20 protein-coding genes and 2 tRNA genes are annotated in these 23,660 nt (G+C 59.2%); 20 read left to right on the top strand and 2 right to left on the bottom strand.

Annotation, left to right across the window (positions count from 1 at the left end):
- The first annotated feature begins 47 nt into the window (after positions 1-47).
- The 12 genes from ACRER8_RS25260 to ACRER8_RS25205 all read left to right on the top strand — a co-directional run bounded on the left by ACRER8_RS25260 (position 48) and on the right by ACRER8_RS25205 (position 15,135).
- A complete protein-coding gene (locus ACRER8_RS25260; protein ID WP_431748893.1) occupies positions 48-1,544 on the top strand; it encodes an NAD(P)H-hydrate dehydratase in 1,497 nt (498 codons plus the stop codon).
- Entirely contained in the window at positions 1,532-2,002 is a 471-nt protein-coding gene (gene tsaE / locus ACRER8_RS25255; RefSeq protein ID WP_431748892.1) for a tRNA (adenosine(37)-N6)-threonylcarbamoyltransferase complex ATPase subunit type 1 TsaE, read from the top strand. Before ACRER8_RS25260 ends, tsaE begins: the two co-directional genes overlap by 13 nt.
- A 2-nt stretch (positions 2,003-2,004) precedes the next feature.
- Positions 2,005-3,444, top strand: a complete 1,440-nt coding sequence (locus ACRER8_RS25250) for an N-acetylmuramoyl-L-alanine amidase (RefSeq protein WP_431748891.1) — start codon at positions 2,005-2,007, stop codon at positions 3,442-3,444.
- Positions 3,441-5,438, top strand: a complete 1,998-nt coding sequence (gene mutL, locus ACRER8_RS25245) for a DNA mismatch repair endonuclease MutL (RefSeq protein WP_431748890.1) — start codon at positions 3,441-3,443, stop codon at positions 5,436-5,438. Before ACRER8_RS25250 ends, mutL begins: the two co-directional genes overlap by 4 nt.
- Positions 5,438-6,409 carry a tRNA (adenosine(37)-N6)-dimethylallyltransferase MiaA gene (gene miaA, locus ACRER8_RS25240; RefSeq protein ID WP_431748889.1) on the top strand — a complete coding sequence of 324 codons (972 nt, stop codon included), beginning with the start codon at positions 5,438-5,440 and terminating at the stop codon, positions 6,407-6,409. Before mutL ends, miaA begins: the two co-directional genes overlap by 1 nt.
- Positions 6,410-6,499: 90 nt before the next feature.
- On the top strand, positions 6,500-6,760 hold the full coding sequence (hfq, locus tag ACRER8_RS25235; RefSeq protein ID WP_010221594.1) for an RNA chaperone Hfq: 261 nt from the start codon (positions 6,500-6,502) through the stop codon (positions 6,758-6,760).
- Between the two features lie 12 nt (positions 6,761-6,772).
- Entirely contained in the window at positions 6,773-8,074 is a 1,302-nt protein-coding gene (gene hflX, locus ACRER8_RS25230; protein ID WP_110951031.1) for a ribosome rescue GTPase HflX, read from the top strand.
- Positions 8,075-8,170: 96 nt separating this feature from the next.
- Positions 8,171-9,349 carry an FtsH protease activity modulator HflK gene (gene hflK, locus ACRER8_RS25225; RefSeq protein ID WP_431748888.1) on the top strand — a complete coding sequence of 393 codons (1,179 nt, stop codon included), beginning with the start codon at positions 8,171-8,173 and terminating at the stop codon, positions 9,347-9,349.
- Positions 9,349-10,218: a protease modulator HflC gene (gene hflC, locus ACRER8_RS25220; RefSeq protein ID WP_431748887.1), complete on the top strand. Its 870-nt coding sequence runs from the start codon at positions 9,349-9,351 to the stop codon at positions 10,216-10,218. Before hflK ends, hflC begins: the two co-directional genes overlap by 1 nt.
- Before the next feature lie 297 nt (positions 10,219-10,515).
- Positions 10,516-11,703, top strand: coding sequence for an ATP phosphoribosyltransferase regulatory subunit (locus ACRER8_RS25215; protein ID WP_431748886.1), 1,188 nt, complete (start codon positions 10,516-10,518; stop codon positions 11,701-11,703).
- A 54-nt stretch (positions 11,704-11,757) separates the two neighbouring features.
- Positions 11,758-13,050, top strand: coding sequence for an adenylosuccinate synthase (locus tag ACRER8_RS25210; protein WP_431748885.1), 1,293 nt, complete (start codon positions 11,758-11,760; stop codon positions 13,048-13,050).
- Positions 13,051-13,200: 150 nt separating this feature from the next.
- Positions 13,201-15,135 (top strand): methyl-accepting chemotaxis protein, encoded by a 1,935-nt coding sequence (locus tag ACRER8_RS25205; protein ID WP_431748884.1) that lies wholly within the window; start codon positions 13,201-13,203, stop codon positions 15,133-15,135.
- A 194-nt stretch (positions 15,136-15,329) separates the two neighbouring features.
- Here the strand turns inward: ACRER8_RS25205 and ACRER8_RS25200 are convergent.
- Positions 15,330-15,416, bottom strand: a tRNA-Leu gene (locus ACRER8_RS25200).
- 275 nt (positions 15,417-15,691) lie between these two features.
- Positions 15,692-15,778 (bottom strand) — tRNA-Leu (locus ACRER8_RS25195).
- Positions 15,779-15,992: 214 nt separating this feature from the next.
- Here ACRER8_RS25195 and rnr point away from each other — a divergent pair.
- From rnr to ACRER8_RS25155, 8 genes are all read left to right on the top strand, one after another.
- Positions 15,993-18,614, top strand: coding sequence for a ribonuclease R (rnr, locus tag ACRER8_RS25190; protein ID WP_431748883.1), 2,622 nt, complete (start codon positions 15,993-15,995; stop codon positions 18,612-18,614).
- On the top strand, positions 18,611-19,369 hold the full coding sequence (rlmB, locus tag ACRER8_RS25185; RefSeq protein ID WP_431748882.1) for a 23S rRNA (guanosine(2251)-2'-O)-methyltransferase RlmB: 759 nt from the start codon (positions 18,611-18,613) through the stop codon (positions 19,367-19,369). The genes rnr and rlmB overlap by 4 nt, the downstream gene beginning before the upstream one ends.
- Before the next feature lie 313 nt (positions 19,370-19,682).
- On the top strand, positions 19,683-20,105 hold the full coding sequence (rpsF, locus tag ACRER8_RS25180) for a 30S ribosomal protein S6 (protein WP_062379020.1): 423 nt from the start codon (positions 19,683-19,685) through the stop codon (positions 20,103-20,105).
- Between the two features lie 28 nt (positions 20,106-20,133).
- Positions 20,134-20,364 carry a 30S ribosomal protein S18 gene (gene rpsR, locus ACRER8_RS25175; protein WP_002551829.1) on the top strand — a complete coding sequence of 77 codons (231 nt, stop codon included), beginning with the start codon at positions 20,134-20,136 and terminating at the stop codon, positions 20,362-20,364.
- A 36-nt stretch (positions 20,365-20,400) separates the two neighbouring features.
- Entirely contained in the window at positions 20,401-21,294 is an 894-nt protein-coding gene (locus ACRER8_RS25170) for a hypothetical protein (RefSeq protein WP_431748881.1), read from the top strand.
- Positions 21,295-21,312: 18 nt separating this feature from the next.
- Positions 21,313-21,759, top strand: a complete 447-nt coding sequence (rplI, locus tag ACRER8_RS25165) for a 50S ribosomal protein L9 (RefSeq protein ID WP_010563337.1) — start codon at positions 21,313-21,315, stop codon at positions 21,757-21,759.
- Between the two features lie 110 nt (positions 21,760-21,869).
- On the top strand, positions 21,870-23,267 hold the full coding sequence (gene dnaB / locus ACRER8_RS25160) for a replicative DNA helicase (RefSeq protein ID WP_034095616.1): 1,398 nt from the start codon (positions 21,870-21,872) through the stop codon (positions 23,265-23,267).
- A gap of 190 nt (positions 23,268-23,457) precedes the next feature.
- On the top strand, positions 23,458-23,660 hold a 203-nt coding region (locus ACRER8_RS25155), incomplete at its 3' end, for a hypothetical protein (protein WP_431748880.1).

Raw genomic sequence — 23,660 nt, 5'->3', positions numbered from 1 at the left:
GGGCGCAGGTGCGTATAATTCTGCCAGACATCGGAGCCTAAAAACGCATGTTGCACACCAAACCCCCATTTCCCGACGCGCTGTATAGCGCTGCGCAGGTGCGCGACCTCGATGCACGCCTGATCGCCGCTGGCACGCCGGGCTTCGAACTGATGCAGCGCGCCGCCCATGCCGCCTGGCGCGCGATACGTCGCCACTGGCCTGACGGGCAGCAATTGACGGTGCTGGCGGGCCGCGGCAACAACGCCGGCGATGGCTATTTGATTGCGGCCTTGGCTCAGCGGGCGGGCTGGCAGGTCACTGTGTTGGCCGTCGGCGATTGTGCTGCGCTGACCGGGGACGCCGAGAGTGCATATAAAGAAGCGCTCGGCGATAAGGTCGATATTCAACCCTGGCATGGGCAAGCGTTGAGCGGCATCGTAATCGACGCGCTGTTGGGTACCGGACTCAAAGGTGACGTCCGCGATCCTTATGCATCGATCATCCAGGTCGTCAACGATAGCGGTCTGCCGGTCATGGCAGTCGATATCCCGTCGGGACTTTGTGCCGATACCGGGCGCACTTTGGGTGTGGCAGTTCGTGCCGATCTCACCGTAACCTTCATTGGTCTGAAGATCGGACTGTTTACCGGCGATGCTCCGGATTTGGTTGGAGAGCTGATTTGCGACGACCTGCAAGCCGATCCGGCGATTGTCGAACGGACGCCGATCAGCGTTACACGTCTGGATACATTCAATCTGCCGAAACTCAAACCGCGACCGCGCACGGCCCACAAAGGCCTGTTTGGCCGGGTCCTGGTCATTGGCGGCGACCTGGGTTTTGGCGGCGCTACCCTGCTGTCGACCGAAAGCACCTTGCGCAGTGGCGCGGGCATGGTCACGCTGGCCACCCGTCCCGAGCATGTCAGCGCGGCGCTCACGCGCTTCCCGGAAGTCATGACCGCCGGAATCAGTTCAGCCAACCAGTTGATGGCGCTGATCGAACCTGCAACCGTTTTGGTCGTGGGGCCAGGGTTGGGGCAGCACAGCTGGGGACGTAGCCTGTTGTCAGCCGCAGCCAATGCCGAGCGCCCGCAAGTTTGGGATGCCGATGCGCTGAATCAGCTGGCAGCCGGTTTCGTGCAATTGCCCAAGGACTGCGTGATCACGCCGCATCCCGGCGAGGCCGCGCGATTGCTGGGCATCAGCACCAAGGAGGTACAGGCCGATCGTCCGGCGGCGGCTCGGGCGCTGGCGAAGAAATTCGACGCTGTATGCGTACTAAAAGGCAGCGGCAGCCTGATCGCCAATCCTGCAGGCGAACTTTCGCTGGCCGATCACGGCCATCCGGCGATGGCGACCGGCGGCTTGGGCGACGTGCTGTCCGGCGTCATCGGCGCATTGCTGGCGCAAAAGATGCCCGCGTTTGAGGCAGCCTGTCTTGCGGTCTGGCTGCATGCGTTGGCCGGTGAAAAATGTGGCGCCGGCGGACGTGGCTTGGCTGCCGCTGATCTGATTCCTGTCATTCGCACGCTTCTGGAGGAGCAACAACCTTGTCTGAGTTAACCCTGCACCTGACGGGTGAAGAGGCGATGATCAACTTTGGTGCACGGATTTCCCAAGTTACTGAAAGCAATGGGATTATTTTCCTCGAAGGTGATCTTGGCGCTGGTAAGACCACACTTTCGCGGGGAATCATCCGCGGTCTGGGCCACGTGGGCGCGGTAAAAAGCCCTACTTTCACACTCGTAGAACCTTACGAAATTGGGAGAAATCGCGCGTATCACTTTGATCTTTACCGACTTGTTGATCCAGAAGAGCTAGAATTCCTCGGCATACGCGACTATTTCGAAGGCGAAGCGCTTTGCCTGATCGAGTGGCCCAATCTCGGTGCAGGCTTTTTGCCAAAGCCCGACCTGATCATTACCATAAGGCCGCACGCGGAAGGTAGAGCGCTGACTCTGAGCCCGAGAAGCTCGCGCGGTGAAAAGTGGTGTGCCGCTTTGGCTTTGGAATTCAAATAGATATGGGGTTAGGTATGCGCATGCGCGCGCTGGTTACTGTGATTGGACTGCTGCTGACGACCATGGCCGTCGATGCGTTGGCCGCCTCACAGGTACGAAGTGTCCGCTTATGGCGTGCTCCGGATAACACTCGACTGGTTTTCGACCTTTCCGGGCCGGTTCAGCACAGCGTCTTCACCCTTCAGTCCCCGGACCGCCTGGTGATCGACATCAACGGCGCGACGCTGGGTGGCTCACTCAACATCCCGACTGCCAATACACCGATTACCAGCATGCGCTCGGCGCAACGTACGCCAGACGATTTGCGCGTGGTCATAGACCTGAAGAAGGCCGTGACCCCGAAAAGCTTCACCCTCGCGCCGAATCAGCAGTACGGCAACCGGTTGGTGGTCGATCTCTATGACAACCCGGCGGATGCCAACCCGCCGCCAACCGTTGCCGACACACCTGCGACAGTGCCTCCGGCGACACCAGCGGTGCCGGTTACCCCTTCAAAACCTGAAATCAAGCTGCCGCCTGTGCCCAACGGCAAGCGCGACATCGTGGTTGTGATCGACGCCGGACATGGCGGCGAAGACCCTGGCGCATCGGGTGGCCAGGGTCAGAAAGAAAAAAACGTGGTGTTGTCGATTGCCAAGGAATTGCAGCGTCAGATCAACGCAGAGAAAGGTTATCGCGCCGAACTGACCCGCACTGGCGATTACTTCATCCCATTGCGTAAACGGACCGAGATTGCCCGCGCCAAGGGTGCCGACCTGTTCGTTTCCATTCATGCTGACGCCGCGCCGTCTTCGGCCGCTTTCGGTGCTTCGGTGTTCGCGCTGTCCGAGCGCGGCGCCACGTCCGAAACCGCGCGCTGGCTGGCAGACAGTGAAAACCGCTCCGACCTGATCGGCGGGGCAGGCGCCGTGAGTCTGGACGATAAGGACCGCATGCTGGCTGGTGTGCTGCTTGACCTGTCGATGACAGCGTCACTGACGTCAAGCCTGAACGTGGGCCAGAAAGTGCTGACCAATATCGGTCGCGTAACGTCGCTGCACAAGGCGCGTGTCGAGCAGGCGGGGTTTATGGTGCTCAAGTCGCCAGACATCCCGTCGATTTTGGTCGAAACCGGCTTCATCTCCAACGCCGCCGAGGCCAACAAACTGCAAGGTGCCAGTCATCAGCAGGCGTTGGCGCGTTCGATCACCGCGGGCGTGAAGCAATTCTTCCAACAGAATCCGCCTCAAGGCACCTACATAGCCTGGCTGCGGGACAGCGGCAAGCTGGCGATGGGCGCACGCGAGCACGTCGTGCGTCCTGGCGAGTCGCTGAGCATGATTTCGGTGCGTTATGACATGAGCATGACAACACTGCGCGCGGCCAATAATCTGCGCTCAGATGAGTTGAAGGTCGGGCAGCAATTGAAGATTCCGAGTGCGGAACTGGCGGGTGAGCCGTGAGTGATCTGTTGCTCGATGAGCCGGGTTTCGATGCAGGTATAGGCGATAGCCTGGCGGCCCAGGCTGCGCGTATTCAGTTGCTCAGCCCACGATTGGCGAACCAGATCGCTGCGGGCGAGGTGGTCGAGCGTCCCGCATCGGTGATCAAGGAGTTGCTGGAGAACAGCCTGGATTCCGGGGCCCGACGCATTGATGTCGATGTCGAGCAGGCCGGTATCAAGCTGCTGCGCGTGCGCGATGACGGCGGTGGCATTTCTTCCGATGACCTGCCGCTGGCCCTGGCGCGGCACGCCACCAGCAAGATTCGCGAGCTGGAAGATCTCGAGCGGGTCATGAGCCTTGGGTTTCGTGGCGAGGCCTTGGCATCGATCAGTTCGGTCGCTCGCCTGACGCTGACCTCTCGTACGCGCGACGCCGATCAGGCCTGGCAGGTGGAAACCGAGGGCCGGGATATGGCTTCGCGTGTCCAGCCGGCTGCGCATCCGGTGGGCACGTCGGTGGAAGTGCGCGACCTGTTCTTCAACACCCCGGCGCGACGCAAATTCCTCAAGGCCGAAAAGACCGAGTTCGATCATCTGCAAGAAGTGATCAAGCGCATGGCGCTGGCGCGCTTCGATGTTGCTTTCCATCTGCGCCATAACGGTAAGACCATTCTGAGTCTGCATGAAGCCCGTGACGACGTTGCCCGCGCGCGACGTGTCTCGGCGGTCTGCGGACCGGGCTTTCTGGAGCAGGCGCTGCCTATCGAAGTCGAGCGCAACGGCCTGAAACTCTGGGGTTGGGTCGGTTTGCCGACGTTCTCACGCAGTCAGGCGGACTTGCAGTATTTCTTCGTCAATGGCCGTGCGGTGCGCGACAAGCTGGTCGCTCACGCAGTGCGTCAGGCGTATCGCGATGTGCTGTTCAACGGGCGTCATCCAACGTTCGTACTGTTTTTCGAGGTCGACCCTGCGGTGGTCGACGTCAACGTGCACCCGACCAAGCATGAAGTGCGTTTCCGCGACGGGCGTATGGTGCATGACTTCCTTTATGGGACGCTGCATCGCGCGCTTGGCGATGTGCGCCCGGAAGATCAACTGGCAGGCACGACTTCAGTCACCGCCCTGGTGCGTCCGACCGGGCCCGAAGCGGGTGAGTTCGGGCCACAGGGCGAAATGCGTCTGGCCAATAACGTGCTGGAAACCCCGCAGGGGCCTGCCTGGAATACGCCGAGCGATTCCGCAGCGAGCCCGGCCGCGGGTTCCGGGAGTGGAGCGGGTTATCAGTATCAGTACACGCCACGGCCTTCGGCGGTGTCGCCCGCCGAGGAGGCGCGCGCTGCCTACAGCGCGTTTTTCGCCCCGCTGCCGGGCGCCCAAACTGATCCGACCGCAAGTGCCGGCGTTTCCCTGCCTGAGTCCCAGGGCGATATCCCGCCACTGGGCTACGCGCTGGCTCAACTCAAGGGCATCTATATCCTCGCCGAGAATGCTCACGGTCTCGTGCTGGTGGACATGCACGCTGCCCACGAACGCATCATGTACGAGCGGCTGAAGATTGCCATGGCCAGCGAAGGCCTGAGCGGCCAGCCGCTGTTGGTGCCTGAGTCGATCGCCGTCAGTCAGCGCGAGGCTGATTGCGCGGAAGAGCACATGACGACATTCCAGCAGCTGGGTTTCGAGTTGCAGCGTCTGGGGCCGGAAAGTCTGGCGATCCGCCAGATCCCGGCCTTGCTCAAGCAGGCCGAGGCCAATCGCCTGGTGCATGACGTGCTTGCGGATCTCATGGAGTACGGCACCAGCGACCGGGTTCAGGCACACATGAACGAGCTGCTCGGCACCATGGCCTGCCACGGCGCCATACGTGCCAACCGGCGCCTGGCGATTCCGGAAATGAACGGCCTGCTGCGCGACATGGAAAACACCGAGCGCAGCGGCCAGTGCAACCACGGCAGGCCGACCTGGACCCAACTGGGACTGGACGATCTCGACAAACTGTTCCTGCGCGGTCGCTGATGAGTGCCCTTCCACAGGCCATCTTTCTGATGGGGCCGACCGCCGCCGGCAAGACCGATCTGGCCATCGAACTGACCAAAGTGCTGCCGTGCGAGCTGATCAGCGTCGATTCAGCGCTGGTCTATCGCGACATGGACATCGGCACGGCCAAGCCTTCAAAAGCGCTTCTGGACCAGTATCCACACCGGCTTATCGATATTCTCGACCCGTCGCAGAGCTATTCCGCCGCGGATTTTCGCACCGACGCGCTGCAGGCCATGGCCGAGATTACCGCCAAGGGAAAAATTCCCCTGCTGGTCGGCGGCACCATGTTGTATTTCAAGGCTCTATTGGAGGGTCTGGCTGACATGCCGGCTGCCGATGCAGAAGTTCGCGCGCAACTCGAAGCAGAAGCGGCCACCCGTGGCTGGCAGGCGTTGCACGATGAGTTGGCGAGCGTCGATCCGGTGTCGGCGGCCAGAATTCATCCCAATGATCCGCAGCGGTTGGTTCGTGCGCTGGAAGTGTATCGGGTCAGCGGGATGAGCATGACCGCACACCGTGAGCAACAAAGTGCGCAAAGTGCTCAAGCTGGCGGTTCGGGGCGGCATCAATTGCCCTATACTGTCGCAAATCTTGCGATCGCTCCTCTGGATCGCAAGGTACTGCATGACCGGATCGCACTGCGTTTCAGGCAAATGCTTGACGAAGGATTCGTTGAAGAAGTAGTGGCGTTACGTTCGAGGGGTGACCTGCACTCGAATTTACCGTCTATGAGAGCTGTAGGGTATCGCCAGGTCTGGGACTATCTGGACGGCAAGCTGACACGGGACGAGATGCAGGAACGCGGCATCATCGCCACGCGCCAGTTGGCCAAGAGACAGTTCACCTGGTTACGAAGCTGGGAAGATTTACACTGGTTGGACAGCCTGGCTTGCGACAATCTGCCACGCACCTTGAAATACCTGGGATCGGACTCCATATTGAGCTGAGTCCTTGCAATAGCCGTCTATCCTTGGGGGGTAACGGCCCAAGCCAATGTTTTCGAATTTATTCTATTGATCCTTAAAGGAGTGCGGCACATGTCAAAAGGGCATTCGCTACAAGACCCTTACCTGAACACTTTGCGTAAAGAAAAAGTGGGGGTTTCGATCTATCTGGTAAACGGTATCAAGCTGCAAGGCACGATCGAGTCCTTCGACCAGTTCGTTATTTTGCTGAAAAACACTGTCAGCCAAATGGTTTACAAGCACGCTATCTCGACCGTCGTTCCGGTTCGTCCAATTCGTCTGCCTAGCGCGACCGAATCCGAGCAAGGTGACGCTGAGCCAGGTAACGCCTGATAGGAGTCTGCATTGTTCTTTGAGCGCCACGGCGGTGGTGAGCGGGCAATCCTCGTTCATTTGGATGGTCAGGACCCTGAGGCGCGCGAAGATCCGCAGGAGTTCCGGGAGCTGGCTCTTTCGGCAGGTGCCGATATCGTTGCGTTTATCAACGTGCCACGGCATCGGCCAACCGCCAAGTATCTGGTAGGCAGCGGCAAGGTCGAGGAACTGCGCGATCTGGTCCATGCCGAAAAAACCGATCTGGTCATTTTCAATCACGTCCTTACACCTAGTCAGGAACGCAACCTCGAACGTGTTTTCGAGTGTCGCGTACTTGACCGTACGGGCCTGATTCTCGACATCTTCGCCCAACGCGCGCGGACTCATGAAGGCAAGTTGCAGGTCGAGCTGGCTCAGCTCGAGCACATGAGCACGCGTCTGGTTCGTGGGTGGACTCACCTTGAGCGTCAGGGCGGCGGTATCGGTCTGCGCGGTCCGGGGGAAACCCAGCTGGAGACAGACCGTCGTCTGCTGCGGGTTCGCCTGCGTCAGATCAAGGGCCGTCTGGAAAAGGTCCGCAGCCAGCGTGATCAGGCCCGTCGTGGGCGCTCGCGTGCCGACATCCCGACCGTCTCCATCGTGGGCTACACCAACGCCGGTAAATCGACGCTGTTCAATGCGGTGACCGATTCCGACGTCTACGCTGCTGACCAGCTGTTCGCAACCCTGGACCCGACCCTGCGCCGTCTCGAACTCAACGACCTAGGCCCGATCGTGTTGGCTGATACGGTGGGATTCATCCGCCATTTGCCGCACAAACTGGTCGAGGCCTTCCGGGCGACGCTCGAAGAGTCGAGCAACTCGGACCTTCTGCTGCATGTCATTGACGCTCACGAGCCCGACCGCATGGAGCAGATCGAGCAAGTAATGGCGGTCCTGGGCGAGATCGGTGCCCAGGACTTGCCGATGCTGGAGGTCTATAACAAACTCGATTTGCTCGAAGGGGTCGAGCCTCAGATTCAACGCGATGCCGATGGCAAGCCGCAGCGGGTCTGGGTCTCTGCTCGTGATGGTCGTGGTCTGGATTTGCTCAAGCAAGCCATTGCAGAGCTGCTAGGCAACGATCTGTTCGTGGGTACCTTGTGTCTGTCGCAACGTTTCGCCCGGCTGCGTGCCCAGTTCTTTCAACTGGGCGCGGTGCAGAGCGAAGAACATGATGACGAAGGTCAGAGCTTACTGGCTGTACGTTTACCCCGAGTTGAATTCAATCGCCTGGTGAGTCGCGAAGGACTGCAGCCGCTGGAATTCATCGAGCAACACACTTTGCAATAAAAGCCTGAAGAAGCGGTTGTGCTGCTTCGATGGGCATTCTGTAGCATTGGTCGGCGCGCCGCGGGCGCGTCTTTGCTTTATCAGATGGAGAGCGCTATGGCTTGGAATGAGCCGGGTGGCAACTCGAATAATCAGGATCCTTGGGGTGGTAAGCGCAAGGGCGGCGACCGCAAGGGGCCACCAGATCTCGACGAGGCCTTCCGAAAGCTGCAGGAAAGCCTGAATGGGTTGTTCGGTGGTGGTAAGAAACGCAGTGGTGATGGCGGCGGCAGTGGCGGCGGTTCAGGCAAGGGCGGCGGTTTCGGCCTGCTCGGTATTGGCCTTGTCGTGCTGCTCGCAATCTGGCTCTACAACGCGATCTACGTGGTTGACGAGCAAGAGCAGGCTGTCGTGCTGCGTTTTGGCAAGTACTACGAAACGGTCGGGTCGGGTCTGAACATCTATTTCCCGCCATTCGATCGCAAGTACCTCGAGAACGTCACGCGCGAACGTGCGTACAGCAAGCAGGGCCAGATGCTCACCGAAGACGAGAACATCGTCGAAGTGCCTCTGACCGTGCAGTACAAGATCACCAACCTGCAGGATTTTGTGCTGAACGTCGATCAGCCTGAAGTCAGCCTGCAGCATGCAACCGAAAGCGCCCTGCGCCATGTGGTCGGTTCGACTGCCATGGACCAGGTGCTGACCGAAGGTCGCGAGTTGATGGCCAGCGAGATCAAGGACCGCCTGCAGCGTTTCCTCGACACCTATCGCACCGGCATCACCGTGACTCAGGTTAACGTGCAGAGCGCCGCGGCGCCGCGTGAGGTCCAGGAAGCCTTCGATGACGTGATTCGTGCCCGTGAAGACGAGCAGCGTTCGCGCAACCAGGCTGAAACCTATGCCAACGGTGTGATTCCGGAAGCTCGTGGTCAGGCCCAGCGCATCGTCGAAGACGCCAACGGCTACCGCGATGAAGTGGTTTCGCGCGCCAAGGGTGAGGCTGATCGCTTCACCAAGCTGGTCGCCGAATACCGCAAGGCACCGGAGGTTACTCGTGAGCGTCTGTATCTGGACACCATGCAAGAAGTCTTCAGCAACACCAGCAAGGTGCTCGTGACCGGCGACAAGGGTCAGAACAACCTGCTTTACCTGCCATTGGACAAAATGATTGAAAGCAGTCGTAACGGTTCGACATCGTCGGCGAACGGTGTTTCGGCAACCGCCATCGACCCGGGTTCTCGGACTTCGGACGCGCAACAGCAACGCGACACGCGCACTAGGGAGACTCGCTGATGAGCAATAAATCTCTGGTTGCCCTGATTGTCTGTGTTGTGCTGGCCGTTGTGGCGTGGAACAGCTTCTATATCGTCGCTCAAACCGAGCGCGCGGTATTGCTGCAATTCGGTCGTGTGGTTCAGGCCGATGTTCCGCCGGGTCTGCATGTGAAGGTTCCTTACGTGAACCAGGTGCGCAAGTTCGACGGTCGCCTGTTGACGCTGGATGCGCCGACTCAGCGTTTCCTGACACTGGAAAAGAAAGCCGTCATGGTAGATGCCTACGCCAAGTGGCGCGTGAAGGACGCAGAGCGTTTCTACACCGCGACATCGGGTCTGAAGCAGATCGCCGACGAGCGTCTGTCCCGTCGTCTTGAATCGGGCCTGCGTGACCAATTCGGTAAACGCACCCTGCACGAAGCCGTGTCGGGCGAGCGTGATGCACTGATGGCTGATATCACCGCTTCGCTGAACAGGATGGCCGAAAGAGAATTGGGCATCGAAGTCATCGACGTTCGGGTCAAGGCCATCGATCTGCCGAAGGAAGTGAACCGCAGTGTGTTCGAGCGTATGAGCACCGAACGTGAGCGTGAAGCCCGCGAGCACCGCGCCAAGGGTAACGAGCTGGCAGAAGGCATTCGCGCTGACGCTGATCGTCAACGCCGCGTGCTGCTCGCCGAAGCCTATCGTGAGTCCGAGGAAGCGCGTGGTGACGGTGATGCACAAGCCGCTGCGATCTACTCCAAGGCTTATGGTCAGGATCAGGAGTTCTATGCGTTCTATCGCAGCCTGCGTGCCTATCGTGAAAGCTTCGCCAACAAGAGCGACGTGATGGTCCTCGATCCGGGGAGCGAGTTCTTTCGTTACCTGGAGAAAGCAAAACCGTAATCGCACTCCGTGATCGATGACTCCGCCGGGCGGCAAAACTGCCCGGCGGGGTGATCGCGCGGCAAAACGTGTGTATGATGCGGCAGCCGGGAAATTCCCGGCTTTTTTGCGTCTACACGATTGATTGGCCGTGGCGTATTTCGTGCGCGGCAGTTTTTTCGAGGACAGTGTTGGCAAAGCTGCAGCAATGTGTGCGCGGATAAATGGTCCGCGTACACGTTCGCTGAGCTGAACGCTGTCTGCTTCACTCAAGGCTTGCCCAAGGGTTGGCCGCCCGGATCATAGGGGAAAGGCGTAATGGCAACGGTTGACCGCTGGCTGCTGCCGGATGGCATCGAAGAAGTACTGCCGCCGGAAGCTGCGCGCATAGAAGTGGCGCGTCGTCAGGTGTTGGATCTGTTTCAAAGCTGGGGCTATGAATTCGTCGTCACCCCACACATCGAATACCTTGAATCTCTGCTCACAGGTGCTGGCCAGGATCTGGATCTGCGTACCTTCAAAGTGGTCGACCCGCAGTCGGGGCGGCAGATGGGCTTTCGCGCGGACATCACCCCGCAAGTCGCACGCATCGACGCGCATACCCTGCGCCGCGAAGGCCCGAGTCGCCTGTGCTATGCCGGCAGCGTATTGCATGCTCAGCCACGTGCGCTGTCGTCCTCGCGCAGCCCGATTCAACTGGGTGCCGAGTTGTACGGCGATGCCAGTCCGAGCAGCGACGTCGAAGTCATCAGCCTGATGCTGGCTATGCTGCAACTGGCGGACGTGCAGGATGTTCATATGGACCTGGGCCATGTCGGCATCTACCGCGGCCTGGCCCGTGCGGCCGGTTTGTCCGGTGAAGTCGAGCAACAACTGTTCGATGCCTTGCAGCGCAAGGCAATCGACGAAGTCATTGCGCTGACCGAAAACCTGCCGGCGGATCTGGCGGCCATGTTGCGTGCGCTGGTCGATCTGTGTGGCGGCCGGGAGGTGCTGGCCGCGGCGCGTGATCGTTTGGCCAAGGCGCCGGCCCCAGTGATTGAGGCGTTGGACGACCTGCTGGAAATTGCTGAACGTCTGTCGGCTCGTTTCCCGGATTTGCCGTTGTACTTCGACCTCGGTGAGCTTCGCGGCTATCACTACCACACGGGCGTGGTGTTCGCGGTGTTCGTGCCGGGGGTCGGCCAGTCGATCGCCCAGGGCGGTCGCTACGATGACATCGGTGCCGATTTCGGTCGCGCTCGTCCGGCAACGGGCTTCTCCACCGATTTGAAAACCCTGGTTACGCTGGGGCAGGCCCAGATCGAGCTACCGTCTGGCGGTATCTGGATGCCTGATAGCACCGATGCGGCACTCTGGCAGAAAGTCTGCCAGTTGCGTAGCGAAGGTCAGCGCGTGGTTCAGGCATTGCCCGGCCAACAGGTCTGGGCCGCAAAAGAAGCCGACTGCGATCGGCAATTGATTCAGCACGGCGAGCTTTGGCAGGTAATGCCGCTGGCCTCTTGAGTTTTCCAGTCGGCTGCAGCCGGCACCAAGTTTGCGTGAATGAGGACAAGTGTTATGGGTAAGAATGTCGTAGTCCTGGGCACCCAATGGGGTGATGAGGGCAAAGGCAAGATCGTTGATCTGCTGACCGAACATGCTACCGCGGTAGTTCGTTATCAAGGCGGCCACAACGCCGGTCACACCCTGGTGATCGATGGCGAAAAAACCGTTCTGCACCTGATTCCATCCGGTGTGCTGCGCGAAGGCGTGCAGTGCCTGATCGGTAACGGTGTGGTCGTAGCGCCTGACGCTCTCATGCGCGAAATCACCAAGCTGGAAGAGAAGGGTATTCCTGTGCGCGAGCGTCTGCGCATCAGCCCGTCCTGCCCACTGATCCTGTCCTATCACGTGGCGCTGGATCAGGCCCGTGAAAAAGCCCGTGGCGAGCACAAGATTGGCACCACCGGTCGTGGCATCGGCCCGGCTTACGAAGATAAGGTTGCGCGTCGCGGTCTGCGTATCGGCGATCTGTTCCATCGTGAACGTTTCGCCGCCAAGCTGGGCGAGCTGCTGGACTACCACAACTTCGTTCTGGTCAATTACTACAAAGAGCCAGCGGTCGATTTCCAGAAGACACTCGACGAGTGCATGGAATACGCCGAGCTGCTCAAGCCGATGATGCTCGACGTCACTGCAGAGCTGCACGCCCTGCGTCGCGCTGGCAAAGACATCATGTTCGAAGGCGCACAAGGTTCGTTGCTGGACATCGACCACGGCACCTACCCGTACGTGACCAGCTCCAACACCACCGCTGGCGGTATCGCCACCGGTTCGGGTGTCGGCCCGATGTTCCTGGATTACATCCTCGGCATCACCAAGGCCTACACAACACGCGTTGGTTCGGGCCCATTCCCAACCGAGCTGTTCGACGACGTCGGCGCGTTCCTGGCCAAGCGTGGTCATGAGTTCGGTGCTACTACGGGTCGCGCTCGTCGTTGCGGCTGGTTCGATGCGGTCATCCTGCGTCGCGCCATCGACGTCAATAGCATCTCGGGCATCTGCCTGACCAAGCTGGACGTTCTGGACGGTCTTGAAACCATCAACATTTGTGTGGGTTACAAAAACGAGAACGGCGCTGTAATCGACGCGCCGACCGACGCCGACAGCTATATCGGTCTGGAGCCGGTGTACGAGCAAGTGCCAGGCTGGACCGAATCGACCCTGGGTGCCAAGACCCTAGAAGAGCTGCCAGCCAACGCTCGCGCTTACATCAAGCGTCTTGAAGAGCTGGTCGGCGCGCCGATCGACATTATTTCGACGGGCCCGGATCGCAACGAAACCATCGTTCTGCGTCATCCGTTCGCATGATAAGTCGTTGAAATAACAGAAAAGGGTCGCTCAGGCGGCCCTTTCTTTTGTCTGCTTGATTCTGGTCATGAGAACGGCACGGCCCTTGCTGTAAATACCGTCATAAAAGATGCCATCATTTTAATGGCGTTTGTTGTGAGGGAATCTCCAGTGTCAGCCATCCTTTCGCTTTTGCGCAGCCGCTTGCTGCGGCCTGTATTCATTGCCCTTGGCATCGCCCTTTTGGTGCAGGTGCTGGTGGCGGTCGCCCTGACCCGGAGCACTGTTACCGCGCTCGAGGCTGATCTGGCTGCGCGCCTGGGTGTAGATTCGCAACACTTGTCGGAAGAACTGGAGCAGGCAAGCCGTGACGTAACGTCGAATCTGGACAGTCTTTCGCAAAATACCCGTCAGCGTTTGAGCGCGGGACTTTCCACACGTCTGAAGGACGAGCAGAAGCAACTGCGCGCGACCCTTGAAGCGGATCTGAAGGATTCTGCCACCGATATGGCGGAGCTTCTCGCCGCCGTCGCCCCACGTGCCATGTGGGATGGCGACACGCCGACACTCTCTGAATTCGCACGCCGTGCCCAGCGCAATCCCAACGTGTTGTTCGTTGTGTATGACGATGCACAAGGCGAACATCTGACCCGCTACCTCAACCGCGAGAACGAATCGATCAAGGCGTTGTTGGCCAAGGGCGAGGGTGAGCGGGCGATGGACAAGGTCCTGAACGCCGCTCAAAAAGATCCGTCGGTGTACTACGTCGAAGCTTCCATCAGCCCCAACGGTGTCGAAATCGGCAAGGTGCGCATGGGGGTGTCGACGGCTGCGGTCGAAACCAATCTGGCCGCGCTTGATAAGCGCTTCACTGCACTGATCGACAATGGCGAGCAATTGGTATCCGACAGCCTCGGCGGTGCGGCTGCGGAAAGCTCCAGCGCCTTGCGTTCCCGACTACAAACCGCTCAAGCGGCTGCATCGGCGATGGCGACCAACACCGGTTCCACTGTTCGGGAAGCGGCTGAAACCTTGCGCTGGAGAATCGGCGTTGGTCTGGCGCTGGTCGGGTTGGGCGTCTTGCTGGTGCTGGCTGTGGTGCTTGGACGTCGCGTCGTGTTGCGCTTGCAATTGCTGATCCGCGCGCTGGACGATCTGGCGGCAGGCGAGGGCGATCTGACCAAGCGGGTCAAGCTCAACAGCAATGACGAAATCGGCGACATGGCTTCGGCGGTCAACCGTTTCGTCGACAAATTGCAGCCCATTGTGCGTGAGGCCGGGGATGTCGCGCAGCAGACAGGCGTCGAAATCGGCGCCATGAGCAAGCGCAATGCAGGCGCCGATGCGGCTGCCGAATTGCAGCGTGACGAAGTGGCCGCCAGCCTTCAGGCGCTGGCGCAGATGGCTGATGAGGCGCAGGCTGAAAGTCAGGCAATGCAGGCAGCGTTGCAGCAGGTGGTGGATATCCGGCAGGCAACCGACGAGAACACGCGCACCTCGAATCAGGTTGGTAGTTTGATCGAGGCGTTGGCGGGGCAGGTCGAAAATGGCGCGCAAGTCATCGAGCGCTTGGCGCAACAGAGCGAGCAAATCGAAGTGGTGCTTGAGGTCATTCACGGCATCGCCGAGCAAACCAATCTACTGGCGCTTAACGCTGCTATCGAGGCGGCGCGTGCGGGCGAAACAGGGCGCGGCTTCGCGGTGGTTGCCGATGAGGTTCGAGCGCTGGCCAGTAAAACACAGAGTTCGACCGGCGATATTCAGGAGCACATCACCAAGCTGCAATCCGGCGCGAAGGAGGCAGTGGCAACGATCGGGCTAGCTGGGCGTCAGGCTAAGGAAGGTCTTGAGGTCTTGCGTGACAGCGCCCGCCTGCAGAAAACAGTGCAGGCATCGGTGGAGCAGGTGCATGCCGCGATTGGCCTGGCGACTCGTGCGGCTGAACACCAGGCGCAAGGTGCGCAGGCGGTGAGAGGTCGCGTGGAAGTAATTCACGCTCAGGCGGAAAAAGCCGCTCAGGCGGTCGTGGAGACTACTGCCAGCGGCAAGACCCTGGATAAGCTGGCCGCGCAATTGAAGGCGAGTCTGGGGCAGTTCCGGGCCTGATCAGTCTTCGTTCGGCGCAGGGGTGTCTCGTGTAGGAGCCGGCTTGCTGGCGAACGCGTTCAGTCAGATGTGCGAGTGTCGGCTGACAGATCATATTCGCCAGCAAGCCGGCTCCTACAAGTAATTGCGCTCGAGCGAGATTTTACAAACCCCAGAAAGCACAAAACCGAGCACTTGGCTCGGTTTTGTTTGTTTGGTGCCCAGGAGAAGACTCGAACTTCCACGACCGTAAGGTCACCAGCACCTGAAGCTGGCGTGTCTACCAATTTCACCACCTGGGCATGGCGCTGATTTAATTAGATTTTTCGTTTCAATGCAACTGAATTTTTTGATTGCGTGCTTTGCATATGCGAATCAACGTAGAAGCGCGCGTACCCGTGGGAGCTTCTGCGGATTCAGCACTCATTTCGAAGGGAAATGATCGCAGGCAAGCGCGCCTATTGAGTGCGGCAGGACAGAGGTCAGGAAGTGATCTACGCTCAAGGCTGTTTTGCAGGGCAGGATTTTCAAACCCCGAAAAGCACAAAACCGAGCACTTGGCTCGGTTTCGTTGAATTGGTGCCCAGAAGAAGACTCGAACTTCCACGACCTTGCGGTCACCAGCACCTGAAGCTGGCGTGTCTACCAATTTCACCATCTGGGCAATGCGTTGATTTCATTCGATATTTCGTTTGATTTCAACTACAACTTGGCAGTGCCGTCGTTGTGGGGCGCATCTTACGGATGGGAAACGGGGCTGTAAACCCCTCCCGTGAAATTTTTTTTGAAATAGCGAAAAGTCTCAGCAAACGCTGTCTTCGCGTTTCAATCTGGTATATGCCAAACTAATTGCATACAGATAAGGTGAACTCATTCTAATGGCCGATTGGCAGTCCCTCGATCCCGAGGCCGCTCGTGAAGCGGAAAAATACGAAAACCCCATCCCTAGCCGTGAGCTGATTCTGGCGCACCTCTCCGAGCGCGGATCCCCAGCGGCCCGCGAGCAACTGGTGGAAGAATTTGGCCTGACGACTGAAGATCAGATCGAGGCCCTGCGCCGCCGTCTCCGTGCAATGGAGCGCGATGCGCAATTGATCTATACCCGCCGTGGTACCTACGCGCCAGTGGATAAGCTGGACCTGATTCTGGGGCGCATCAGCGGCCACCGCGACGGTTTCGGCTTCTTGGTGCCTGACGATGGTTCCGACGATCTGTTCATGAGCCCGGCGCAGATGCGTCTGGTGTTCGACGGTGATCGCGCGCTCGCGCGGGTTTCCGGGCTGGACCGTCGCGGCCGCCGCGAAGGCGTGATCGTAGAAGTCATTTCCCGGGCTCACGAAACCGTTGTCGGTCGTTATTTCGAAGAAAGCGGCATCGGTTTCGTCGTGCCGGACAACCCGAAGATTCAGCAGGAAGTGCTGGTCACACCGGGTCGCAATGCCGACGCCAGGATCGGGCAGTTCGTCGAAGTGAAGATCACCCACTGGCCGACGCCGCGCTTCCAGCCACAAGGCGACGTGGTCGAAGTTGTGGGCAACTACATGGCGCCGGGCATGGAAATCGATGTCGCGCTGCGTACTTACGATATTCCGCACGTCTGGCCTGAAGCAGTGCTCAAAGAAGCCGCCAAGCTCAAGCCGGAAGTCGAGGAGAAAGACAAGGAACACCGCGTCGACTTGCGGCATCTGCCGTTCGTGACCATCGACGGCGAAGACGCTCGCGACTTCGACGACGCGGTCTACTGCGAAGCCAGGCCGGGCAAGCTGCGCCTGTTCTCTGGCGGCTGGAAGCTCTACGTGGCGATTGCCGACGTCTCCAGCTACGTGAAGATCGGCTCTGCGCTGGACGCCGAATCCCAAGTGCGCGGCAACTCGGTCTACTTCCCGGAGCGCGTCGTGCCGATGTTGCCTGAGCAACTGTCCAATGGCCTTTGCTCGCTGAACCCGCTGGTTGACCGTCTGGCGATGGTTTGCGAGATGACCATCTCCAAATCCGGCGAGATGACCGATTACGTGTTCTACGAAGCGGTGATCCACTCTCATGCGCGCCTGACCTACAACAAAGTCAGCTCGATCCTGGAACACCCGAAAACCACCGAAGCCAGACAGCTTCGTGGTGAGTACAGCGAAGTCGTGCCGGATCTCAAGCAGCTCTATGCGCTGTACAAGGTTCTGCTTGCCGCCCGCCATACTCGCGGCGCAATCGATTTCGAAACCCAGGAAACCCGGATCATCTTCGGCTCCGAGCGCAAGATTGCGGAGATTCGCCCGACCACGCGCAACGATGCTCACAAGCTGATCGAAGAATGCATGCTGGCCGCCAACGTGGCCACCGCAGAATTCCTCAAAAAGCACGAAATCCCGGCGCTGTATCGCGTCCATGATGGACCGCCGCCTGAGCGTCTGGAAAAACTGCGCGCCTTTCTCGGCGAGCTGGGCCTGTCCCTGCACAAGGGTAAAGATGGTCCGACGCCGAAGGATTATCAGGCACTGCTGGAAACCATCAAGGATCGCCCGGATTACCATCTGATCCAGACCGTCATGCTGCGCTCCTTGAGCCAGGCGGTTTACAGTTCGGACAACAATGGTCACTTCGGCCTGAATTACGAGGCGTATACCCACTTCACCTCGCCGATTCGCCGTTACCCCGACCTGCTTACGCACCGCGCGATTCGCAGCGTTATCCGTTCCAAGCAAGACACCCCGCACGTGCGCCGTGCGGGAGCGCCGACGATTCCGAAAGCACGCATCTATCCGTACGACGAAGCGGTGCTGGAGCAATTGGGCGAGCAATGCTCGATGAGCGAACGCCGTGCCGATGAGGCCACCCGCGACGTCACGAACTGGCTTAAGTGCGAGTTCATGAAGGATCGTGTGGGCGAGTCGTTCCCTGGTGTGATAACGGCTGTGACCGGTTTCGGACTGTTCGTCGAACTGACCGATATCTATGTCGAAGGGCTGGTACACGTTACGGCGCTGCCGGGCGATTACTACCACTTCGATCCGGTTCACCACCGCTTGGCGGGCGAGCGCACCGGTCGTAGCTTCCGTCTCGGCGACACCGTCGAGGTGCGAGTCATGCGTGTCGATCTCGACGAGCGCAAGATCGACTTCGAAATGTCGGAAAAAACCACCAGCGCCCCAGTCGGTCGCAAGCGCAAGGCAGCAGAGCCTGCTCCGGTGGAGAAAGAGAAGGAAAAAGCCAGTGCTTCCCGGCCAAGTCGTCGCAGCGCTGCCAAAGAGCCTGTCGTCGAGGCGTATCGTCCAAGCGATGCTGCTGCAAAGAACGCCGAAGTGCGCAAAAGTCGTGAGATGAAAAAAGCGCTTTTGGCAGACGCGAAGGGTGGTGGCAAGGCGTCGTCGGGAAAGCCGTCAAGGAGTGATTCCGCTCCGGCAGCTAAAACCGGAAAACCGAGTAAACACCGTAAGGGCCCGCCAAAATCGGGCTCGGCCCCGGCTGCCAAAAGCGGCGGGGTGCGTAAACCTAAGGCGAAGTCATGAGTCAGCTGGAAAAAATCTACGGCGTACATGCTGTAGAAGCGTTGTTGCGCCACCACCCCAAACGGGTCAAGCAGATCTGGCTGGCTGAGGGCCGAAGCGACCCGCGCGTGCAGGTGTTGATCGATCTGGCTGCGCAGAACCGCGTTTCGGTCGGCCAGGCCGAGCGCCGTGAAATGGACGCTTGGGTTGAAGGTGTCCACCAAGGCGTGGTAGCGGATGTGAGTCCGAGCCAGGTCTGGGGCGAGGCGATGCTCGATGAGTTGCTGGACCGCACCGAAGGCCCGCCGCTGATTCTGGTCCTCGATGGCGTGACTGATCCGCATAACCTTGGCGCTTGCTTGCGTACGGCGGACGCAGCAGGCGCGTTGGCTGTGATCGTGCCGAAAGACAAGTCTGCGACGCTGACTCCAACTGTACGAAAAGTGGCATGCGGCGCTGCGGAAGTGATTCCGTTGGTAGCGGTGACCAATCTGGCGCGGACGCTGGAGAAACTCCAGCAGCGCGGGCTATGGGTCGTCGGTACGGCGGGTGAGGCCGAGCAGGAACTGTATCAGCAGGACCTGACCGGTCCGACGATCCTGATCATGGGAGCTGAAGGTAAAGGCATGCGTCGCCTGACCCGTGAACACTGCGACTATCTGGTTCGCCTGCCGATGGCGGGCAGCGTCAGCAGCCTTAATGTGTCCGTGGCCACTGGCGTTTGTCTGTTCGAAGCCATGCGTCAGCGCAGTGTGAAAGCTGCCGCCAAGAAGTAATTCTGGCAACAGTCCCTGTGCGAGCAAGTTCATTCGCGAAACGGTATTTCAGTCGATGAGGTTGTGTCGGCTGAGCCAATATCTCGTGAATGAATTCGCTTCCACAGATCCACGTCCGTTGTGGGCGTGTATTACAACTCCGCTGTTCAAATAATCGCCAATTGCCTTGCGCCGCCTCCGGCCCTTCTCTACAATTGCGCCCCTTGCTGTCACGGCAGGCGCTCATGTGCCTGTCCCTGTGCAAGATAAACCAGTGTTATTCACTCCTTGTCTGACCGCTTTGGCGGCAGGCTACAACCCGTAAGGAGCATTCATGCGTCATTACGAAATCATCTTTCTGGTTCACCCGGACCAGAGCGAGCAAGTCGGCGGCATGGTTGAGCGTTACACCAAGCTGATCGAAGAAGACGGCGGCAAGATCCACCGTCTGGAAGATTGGGGCCGTCGTCAACTGGCCTACGCAATCAACAATGTTCACAAGGCTCACTACGTGATGCTGAACGTTGAGTGCACCGGCAAGGCCCTGGCCGAGCTGGAAGACAACTTCCGCTACAACGATGCCGTGATCCGTAACCTGGTCATCCGTCGCGACGAAGCCGTCACCGGCCAGTCCGAGATGCTCAAGGCTGAAGAAAACCGCAGTGAGCGCCGTGAGCGTCGCGACCGTCCTGAGCACTCCGACGCTGAAGGCGTTGACAGTGATGACAGCGACAACAGCGATAACGCTGACGAGTAATCCACGGACCTTTTAAGGAGCCTATCAAATGGCACGTTTCTTCCGTCGTCGTAAATTCTGCCGCTTCACCGCTGAAGACGTGAAAGAGATCGATTACAAAGATCTCAACACTCTGAAAGCCTACGTATCCGAGACCGGCAAAATCGTTCCAAGCCGTATCACCGGTACCAAAGCTCGTTATCAGCGTCAGCTGGCCACCGCTATCAAGCGCGCCCGCTTCCTGGCCCTGCTGGCCTACACCGACAGCCACGGCCGCTGAGACCGGGCAGTCGACAAGTAGTAAGGGATTGAATGCATGCGCGCCTTAGCTGAGTTCATCATGCGCGGACGCGTGCAGGCCACTCTGGTAGTGGCTGGCTGTGCGGCATTGCCGTTGCTTTATTGGTTGGGTGCTGCTGCAGGTTGCCTTGTGCTCCTGCGGCGCGGTTTGAAGGACGCCGTTGGCGTTCTTGCCCTGGGATTGTTGCCGGCCTTGATCTGGTGGCTGCAATTCGGTGATCCACGGGTACTTCTGGTACTGCTGGGGTCATCGAGCCTTGCGTTGGTTTTACGCGCAAGCGAGTCCTGGGTCCGTACGCTGCTGGTCAGCGTGGCATTGGGTTTGGTGTACTCGGTGATGCTTGGCGCGGCTTTCCGCCCGCAGATCGAGGCGTTGGCGCAAGAGATCGTCAAGATCCTGCCGCTGGCCCTCGGGGATATCTACCAGCAATTGTCGGTAGATGAGCGAGCGCGGTTTGCGTCACTGATTGCCCCGGTCCTGACTGGCCTGATTGCGGCACTGTTGCAAGTTGTCAGCGTGATGAGCCTGATTCTTGGGCGTTACTGGCAGGCGTTGTTGTACAACCCGGGTGGTTTTGGTCGCGAGTTTCGCAGTATCAGAATCCCTGCGGGGCCGGCGATGTTGCTGCTGGCGTGCATGGTTGTCGGACCGAACTTCGGTCCTCAGATGGCCTTGCTGGCGCCGATTTGCAGCGTACCGCTGGTGTTTGCCGGACTGGCCCTGATTCATGGGCTGGTTGCGCGAAAGCGCCTGGCCAAGTTCTGGCTGGTGGGGTTGTACGTCACGCTGTTGCTGTTCATGCAGCTGATCTATCCGTTACTCGTGGTTCTGGCCATTGTCGACGGCCTGATTGATTTTCGCGGTCGTCTGGCGCCGAAAGACGCCGATAACGCGAACGGTGAAGGTTAAAAGTTAGAGGATTTTCACATGCAACTGATCCTTCTGGAAAAAGTCGCCAACCTGGGCAACCTGGGCGACAAAGTGAACGTTAAGGCCGGCTACGGTCGTAACTACCTGCTGCCATACGGCAAAGCCACCGCTGCAACCGCTGCCAACCTGGCTGCGTTTGAAGAGCGTCGTGCTGAGCTGGAAAAAGCAGCAGCAGACAAAAAAGCTTCGGCTGAAACTCGCGCTGCCCAACTGGCTGAGCTGGAAGTGACTATCACTGCCACCGCCGGTGACGAAGGCAAGCTGTTCGGTTCGATCGGCACCCACGACATCGCTGATGCACTGACCGCCTCCGGCGTTGAAGTTGCAAAAAGCGAAGTTCGTCTGCCGAACGGCACCATCCGCAACGTAGGCGAATTCGACGTAGCCGTGCACCTGCACGCTGAAGTTGAAGCCACCGTACGCGTTGTCGTGGTAGCAGCTTAAGTCGCACCTAACTGACTGGCACCTCGCGTGCCAGGCGGTTAACATCGGGCACGATCCTGTTTACAGGTCGTGCCTTTTGTTTTTCTACACTCCCCCAATTCCAAGTGGCCATGAACGATATTTCAGCTCCTGAGCAATACGATCTGCAAACCGCTGCCCTGAAGGTGCCGCCGCATTCCATCGAGGCCGAACAGGCCGTGCTCGGTGGCTTGATGCTGGACAACAACGCCTGGGAACGCGTGCTGGATCAAGTCTCGGACGGTGATTTCTATCGACATGACCACCGCCTGATCTTCCGCGCCATCGCCAAGCTGGCCGACCAGAACTCGCCGATCGACGTGGTGACCCTGGCCGAACAACTCGACAAGGAAGGCCAGACCTCCCAAGTCGGCGGCCTGGGTTACCTGGGCGAGCTGGCGAAAAATACGCCGTCCGTCGCCAACATCAAGGCCTATGCCCAGATCGTTCGCCAGCGCGCCACCCTGCGCCAATTGATCGGTATCAGCACCGAGATTGCCGACAGCGCCTTCAACCCCGAAGGACGCACCGCCGAAGAGATCCTCGATGAAGCCGAACGCCAGATCTTCCAGATCGCCGAAGCGCGCCCGAAGACTGGCGGCCCGGTAGGCGTCAACGAGCTGTTGACCAAGGCCATCGACCGCATCGACACGCTGTTCAACACCGATGCGGCCATCACGGGTATTTCCACCGGCTACACCGACCTCGACGAAAAAACCAGCGGCCTGCAGCCGGCTGACTTGATCATCGTCGCTGGTCGTCCGTCTATGGGTAAAACCACGTTCGCGATGAACCTGGTGGAAAACGCCGTATTGCGCAGCGACAAGACCGTTTTGGTGTACTCCCTGGAGATGCCAGGCGAATCGCTGATCATGCGTATGCTTTCCTCCCTGGGTCGTATCGATCAGACCAAAGTCCGTTCCGGCCAACTGGAAGATGACGATTGGCCGCGCCTGACGTCGGCGGTCAACCTGCTCAACGACCGTAAGCTGTTCATCGACGATACCGCGGGCATCAGCCCCTCGGAGATGCGCGCGCGTACCCGTCGCCTGGTGCGCGAGCACGGTGACATCGCCCTGATCATGATCGACTACCTGCAGTTGATGCAGATCCCGGGTTCCAGCGGTGACAACCGGACCAACGAGATCTCCGAAATCTCCCGGTCCCTCAAGGCCCTGGCCAAGGAATTCAACTGCCCGGTGGTGGCACTTTCCCAGCTCAACCGCTCCCTGGAACAACGTCCCAACAAGCGCCCGGTGAACTCCGACTTGCGGGAATCCGGAGCGATCGAGCAGGACGCCGACGTGATCATGTTCGTGTACCGCGACGAGGTGTATCACCCGGAAACCGAACACAAAGGCATTGCCGAAATCATCATCGGCAAACAGCGGAACGGCCCCATCGGCTTTATCCGCCTGGCGTTCATCGGTAAGTACACCCGCTTCGAAAACCTTGCGCCGGGTAGTTACAACTTCGACGACGACGAGTAATTCTCCTGCGCTTGTAAGGGCCTCATCGCAGGCAAGCCAGCTCCCACATTGATGTGTGAATGCATTCAAAGGTGGGAGTTGGCTTGCCTGCGATGGCGTCACCACAATTCCGACTGCTGTCGTCGGAATTGGTCAAAATTTGTGCTATATTCCGCGCCCGCGATTTTTCATCTCAACACCGGTCACCGTCATGCAAACAGCCAAGCCGTTATTTGACTATCCCAAGTACTGGGCCGAATGTTTCGGTCCAGCGCCATTCCTGCCGATGAGCAGGGAGGAGATGGATCAGCTTGGCTGGGATTCATGCGACATCATCATCGTCACCGGTGACGCGTACGTGGACCATCCGTCGTTCGGCATGGCAATCATCGGCCGGCTGCTGGAGTCCCAGGG

Source organism: Pseudomonas sp. (assembly GCF_050739935.1).
In the GTDB taxonomy this organism is placed as follows: Bacteria; Pseudomonadota; Gammaproteobacteria; order Pseudomonadales; family Pseudomonadaceae; genus Aquipseudomonas.
This window is presented reverse-complemented; position numbering and strand designations above follow the sequence as displayed.

What these genes read in the sequence shown, in the direction of transcription:
- ACRER8_RS25260 (WP_431748893.1), top strand. Translation starts at nt 48, where the DNA reads ATGTTGCACACCAAACCCCCATTTCCCGACGCGCTGTATAGCGCTGCG.
- ACRER8_RS25250 (WP_431748891.1), top strand. Translation starts at nt 2,005, where the DNA reads ATGGGGTTAGGTATGCGCATGCGCGCGCTGGTTACTGTGATTGGACTG.
- miaA (WP_431748889.1), top strand. Translation starts at nt 5,438, where the DNA reads ATGAGTGCCCTTCCACAGGCCATCTTTCTGATGGGGCCGACCGCCGCC.
- hfq (WP_010221594.1), top strand. Translation starts at nt 6,500, where the DNA reads ATGTCAAAAGGGCATTCGCTACAAGACCCTTACCTGAACACTTTGCGT.
- hflK (WP_431748888.1), top strand. Translation starts at nt 8,171, where the DNA reads ATGGCTTGGAATGAGCCGGGTGGCAACTCGAATAATCAGGATCCTTGG.
- hflC (WP_431748887.1), top strand. Translation starts at nt 9,349, where the DNA reads ATGAGCAATAAATCTCTGGTTGCCCTGATTGTCTGTGTTGTGCTGGCC.
- ACRER8_RS25215 (WP_431748886.1), top strand. Translation starts at nt 10,516, where the DNA reads ATGGCAACGGTTGACCGCTGGCTGCTGCCGGATGGCATCGAAGAAGTA.
- ACRER8_RS25210 (WP_431748885.1), top strand. Translation starts at nt 11,758, where the DNA reads ATGGGTAAGAATGTCGTAGTCCTGGGCACCCAATGGGGTGATGAGGGC.
- rnr (WP_431748883.1), top strand. Translation starts at nt 15,993, where the DNA reads ATGGCCGATTGGCAGTCCCTCGATCCCGAGGCCGCTCGTGAAGCGGAA.
- rlmB (WP_431748882.1), top strand. Translation starts at nt 18,611, where the DNA reads ATGAGTCAGCTGGAAAAAATCTACGGCGTACATGCTGTAGAAGCGTTG.
- rpsF (WP_062379020.1), top strand. Translation starts at nt 19,683, where the DNA reads ATGCGTCATTACGAAATCATCTTTCTGGTTCACCCGGACCAGAGCGAG.
- rpsR (WP_002551829.1), top strand. Translation starts at nt 20,134, where the DNA reads ATGGCACGTTTCTTCCGTCGTCGTAAATTCTGCCGCTTCACCGCTGAA.
- ACRER8_RS25170 (WP_431748881.1), top strand. Translation starts at nt 20,401, where the DNA reads ATGCGCGCCTTAGCTGAGTTCATCATGCGCGGACGCGTGCAGGCCACT.
- rplI (WP_010563337.1), top strand. Translation starts at nt 21,313, where the DNA reads ATGCAACTGATCCTTCTGGAAAAAGTCGCCAACCTGGGCAACCTGGGC.
- dnaB (WP_034095616.1), top strand. Translation starts at nt 21,870, where the DNA reads ATGAACGATATTTCAGCTCCTGAGCAATACGATCTGCAAACCGCTGCC.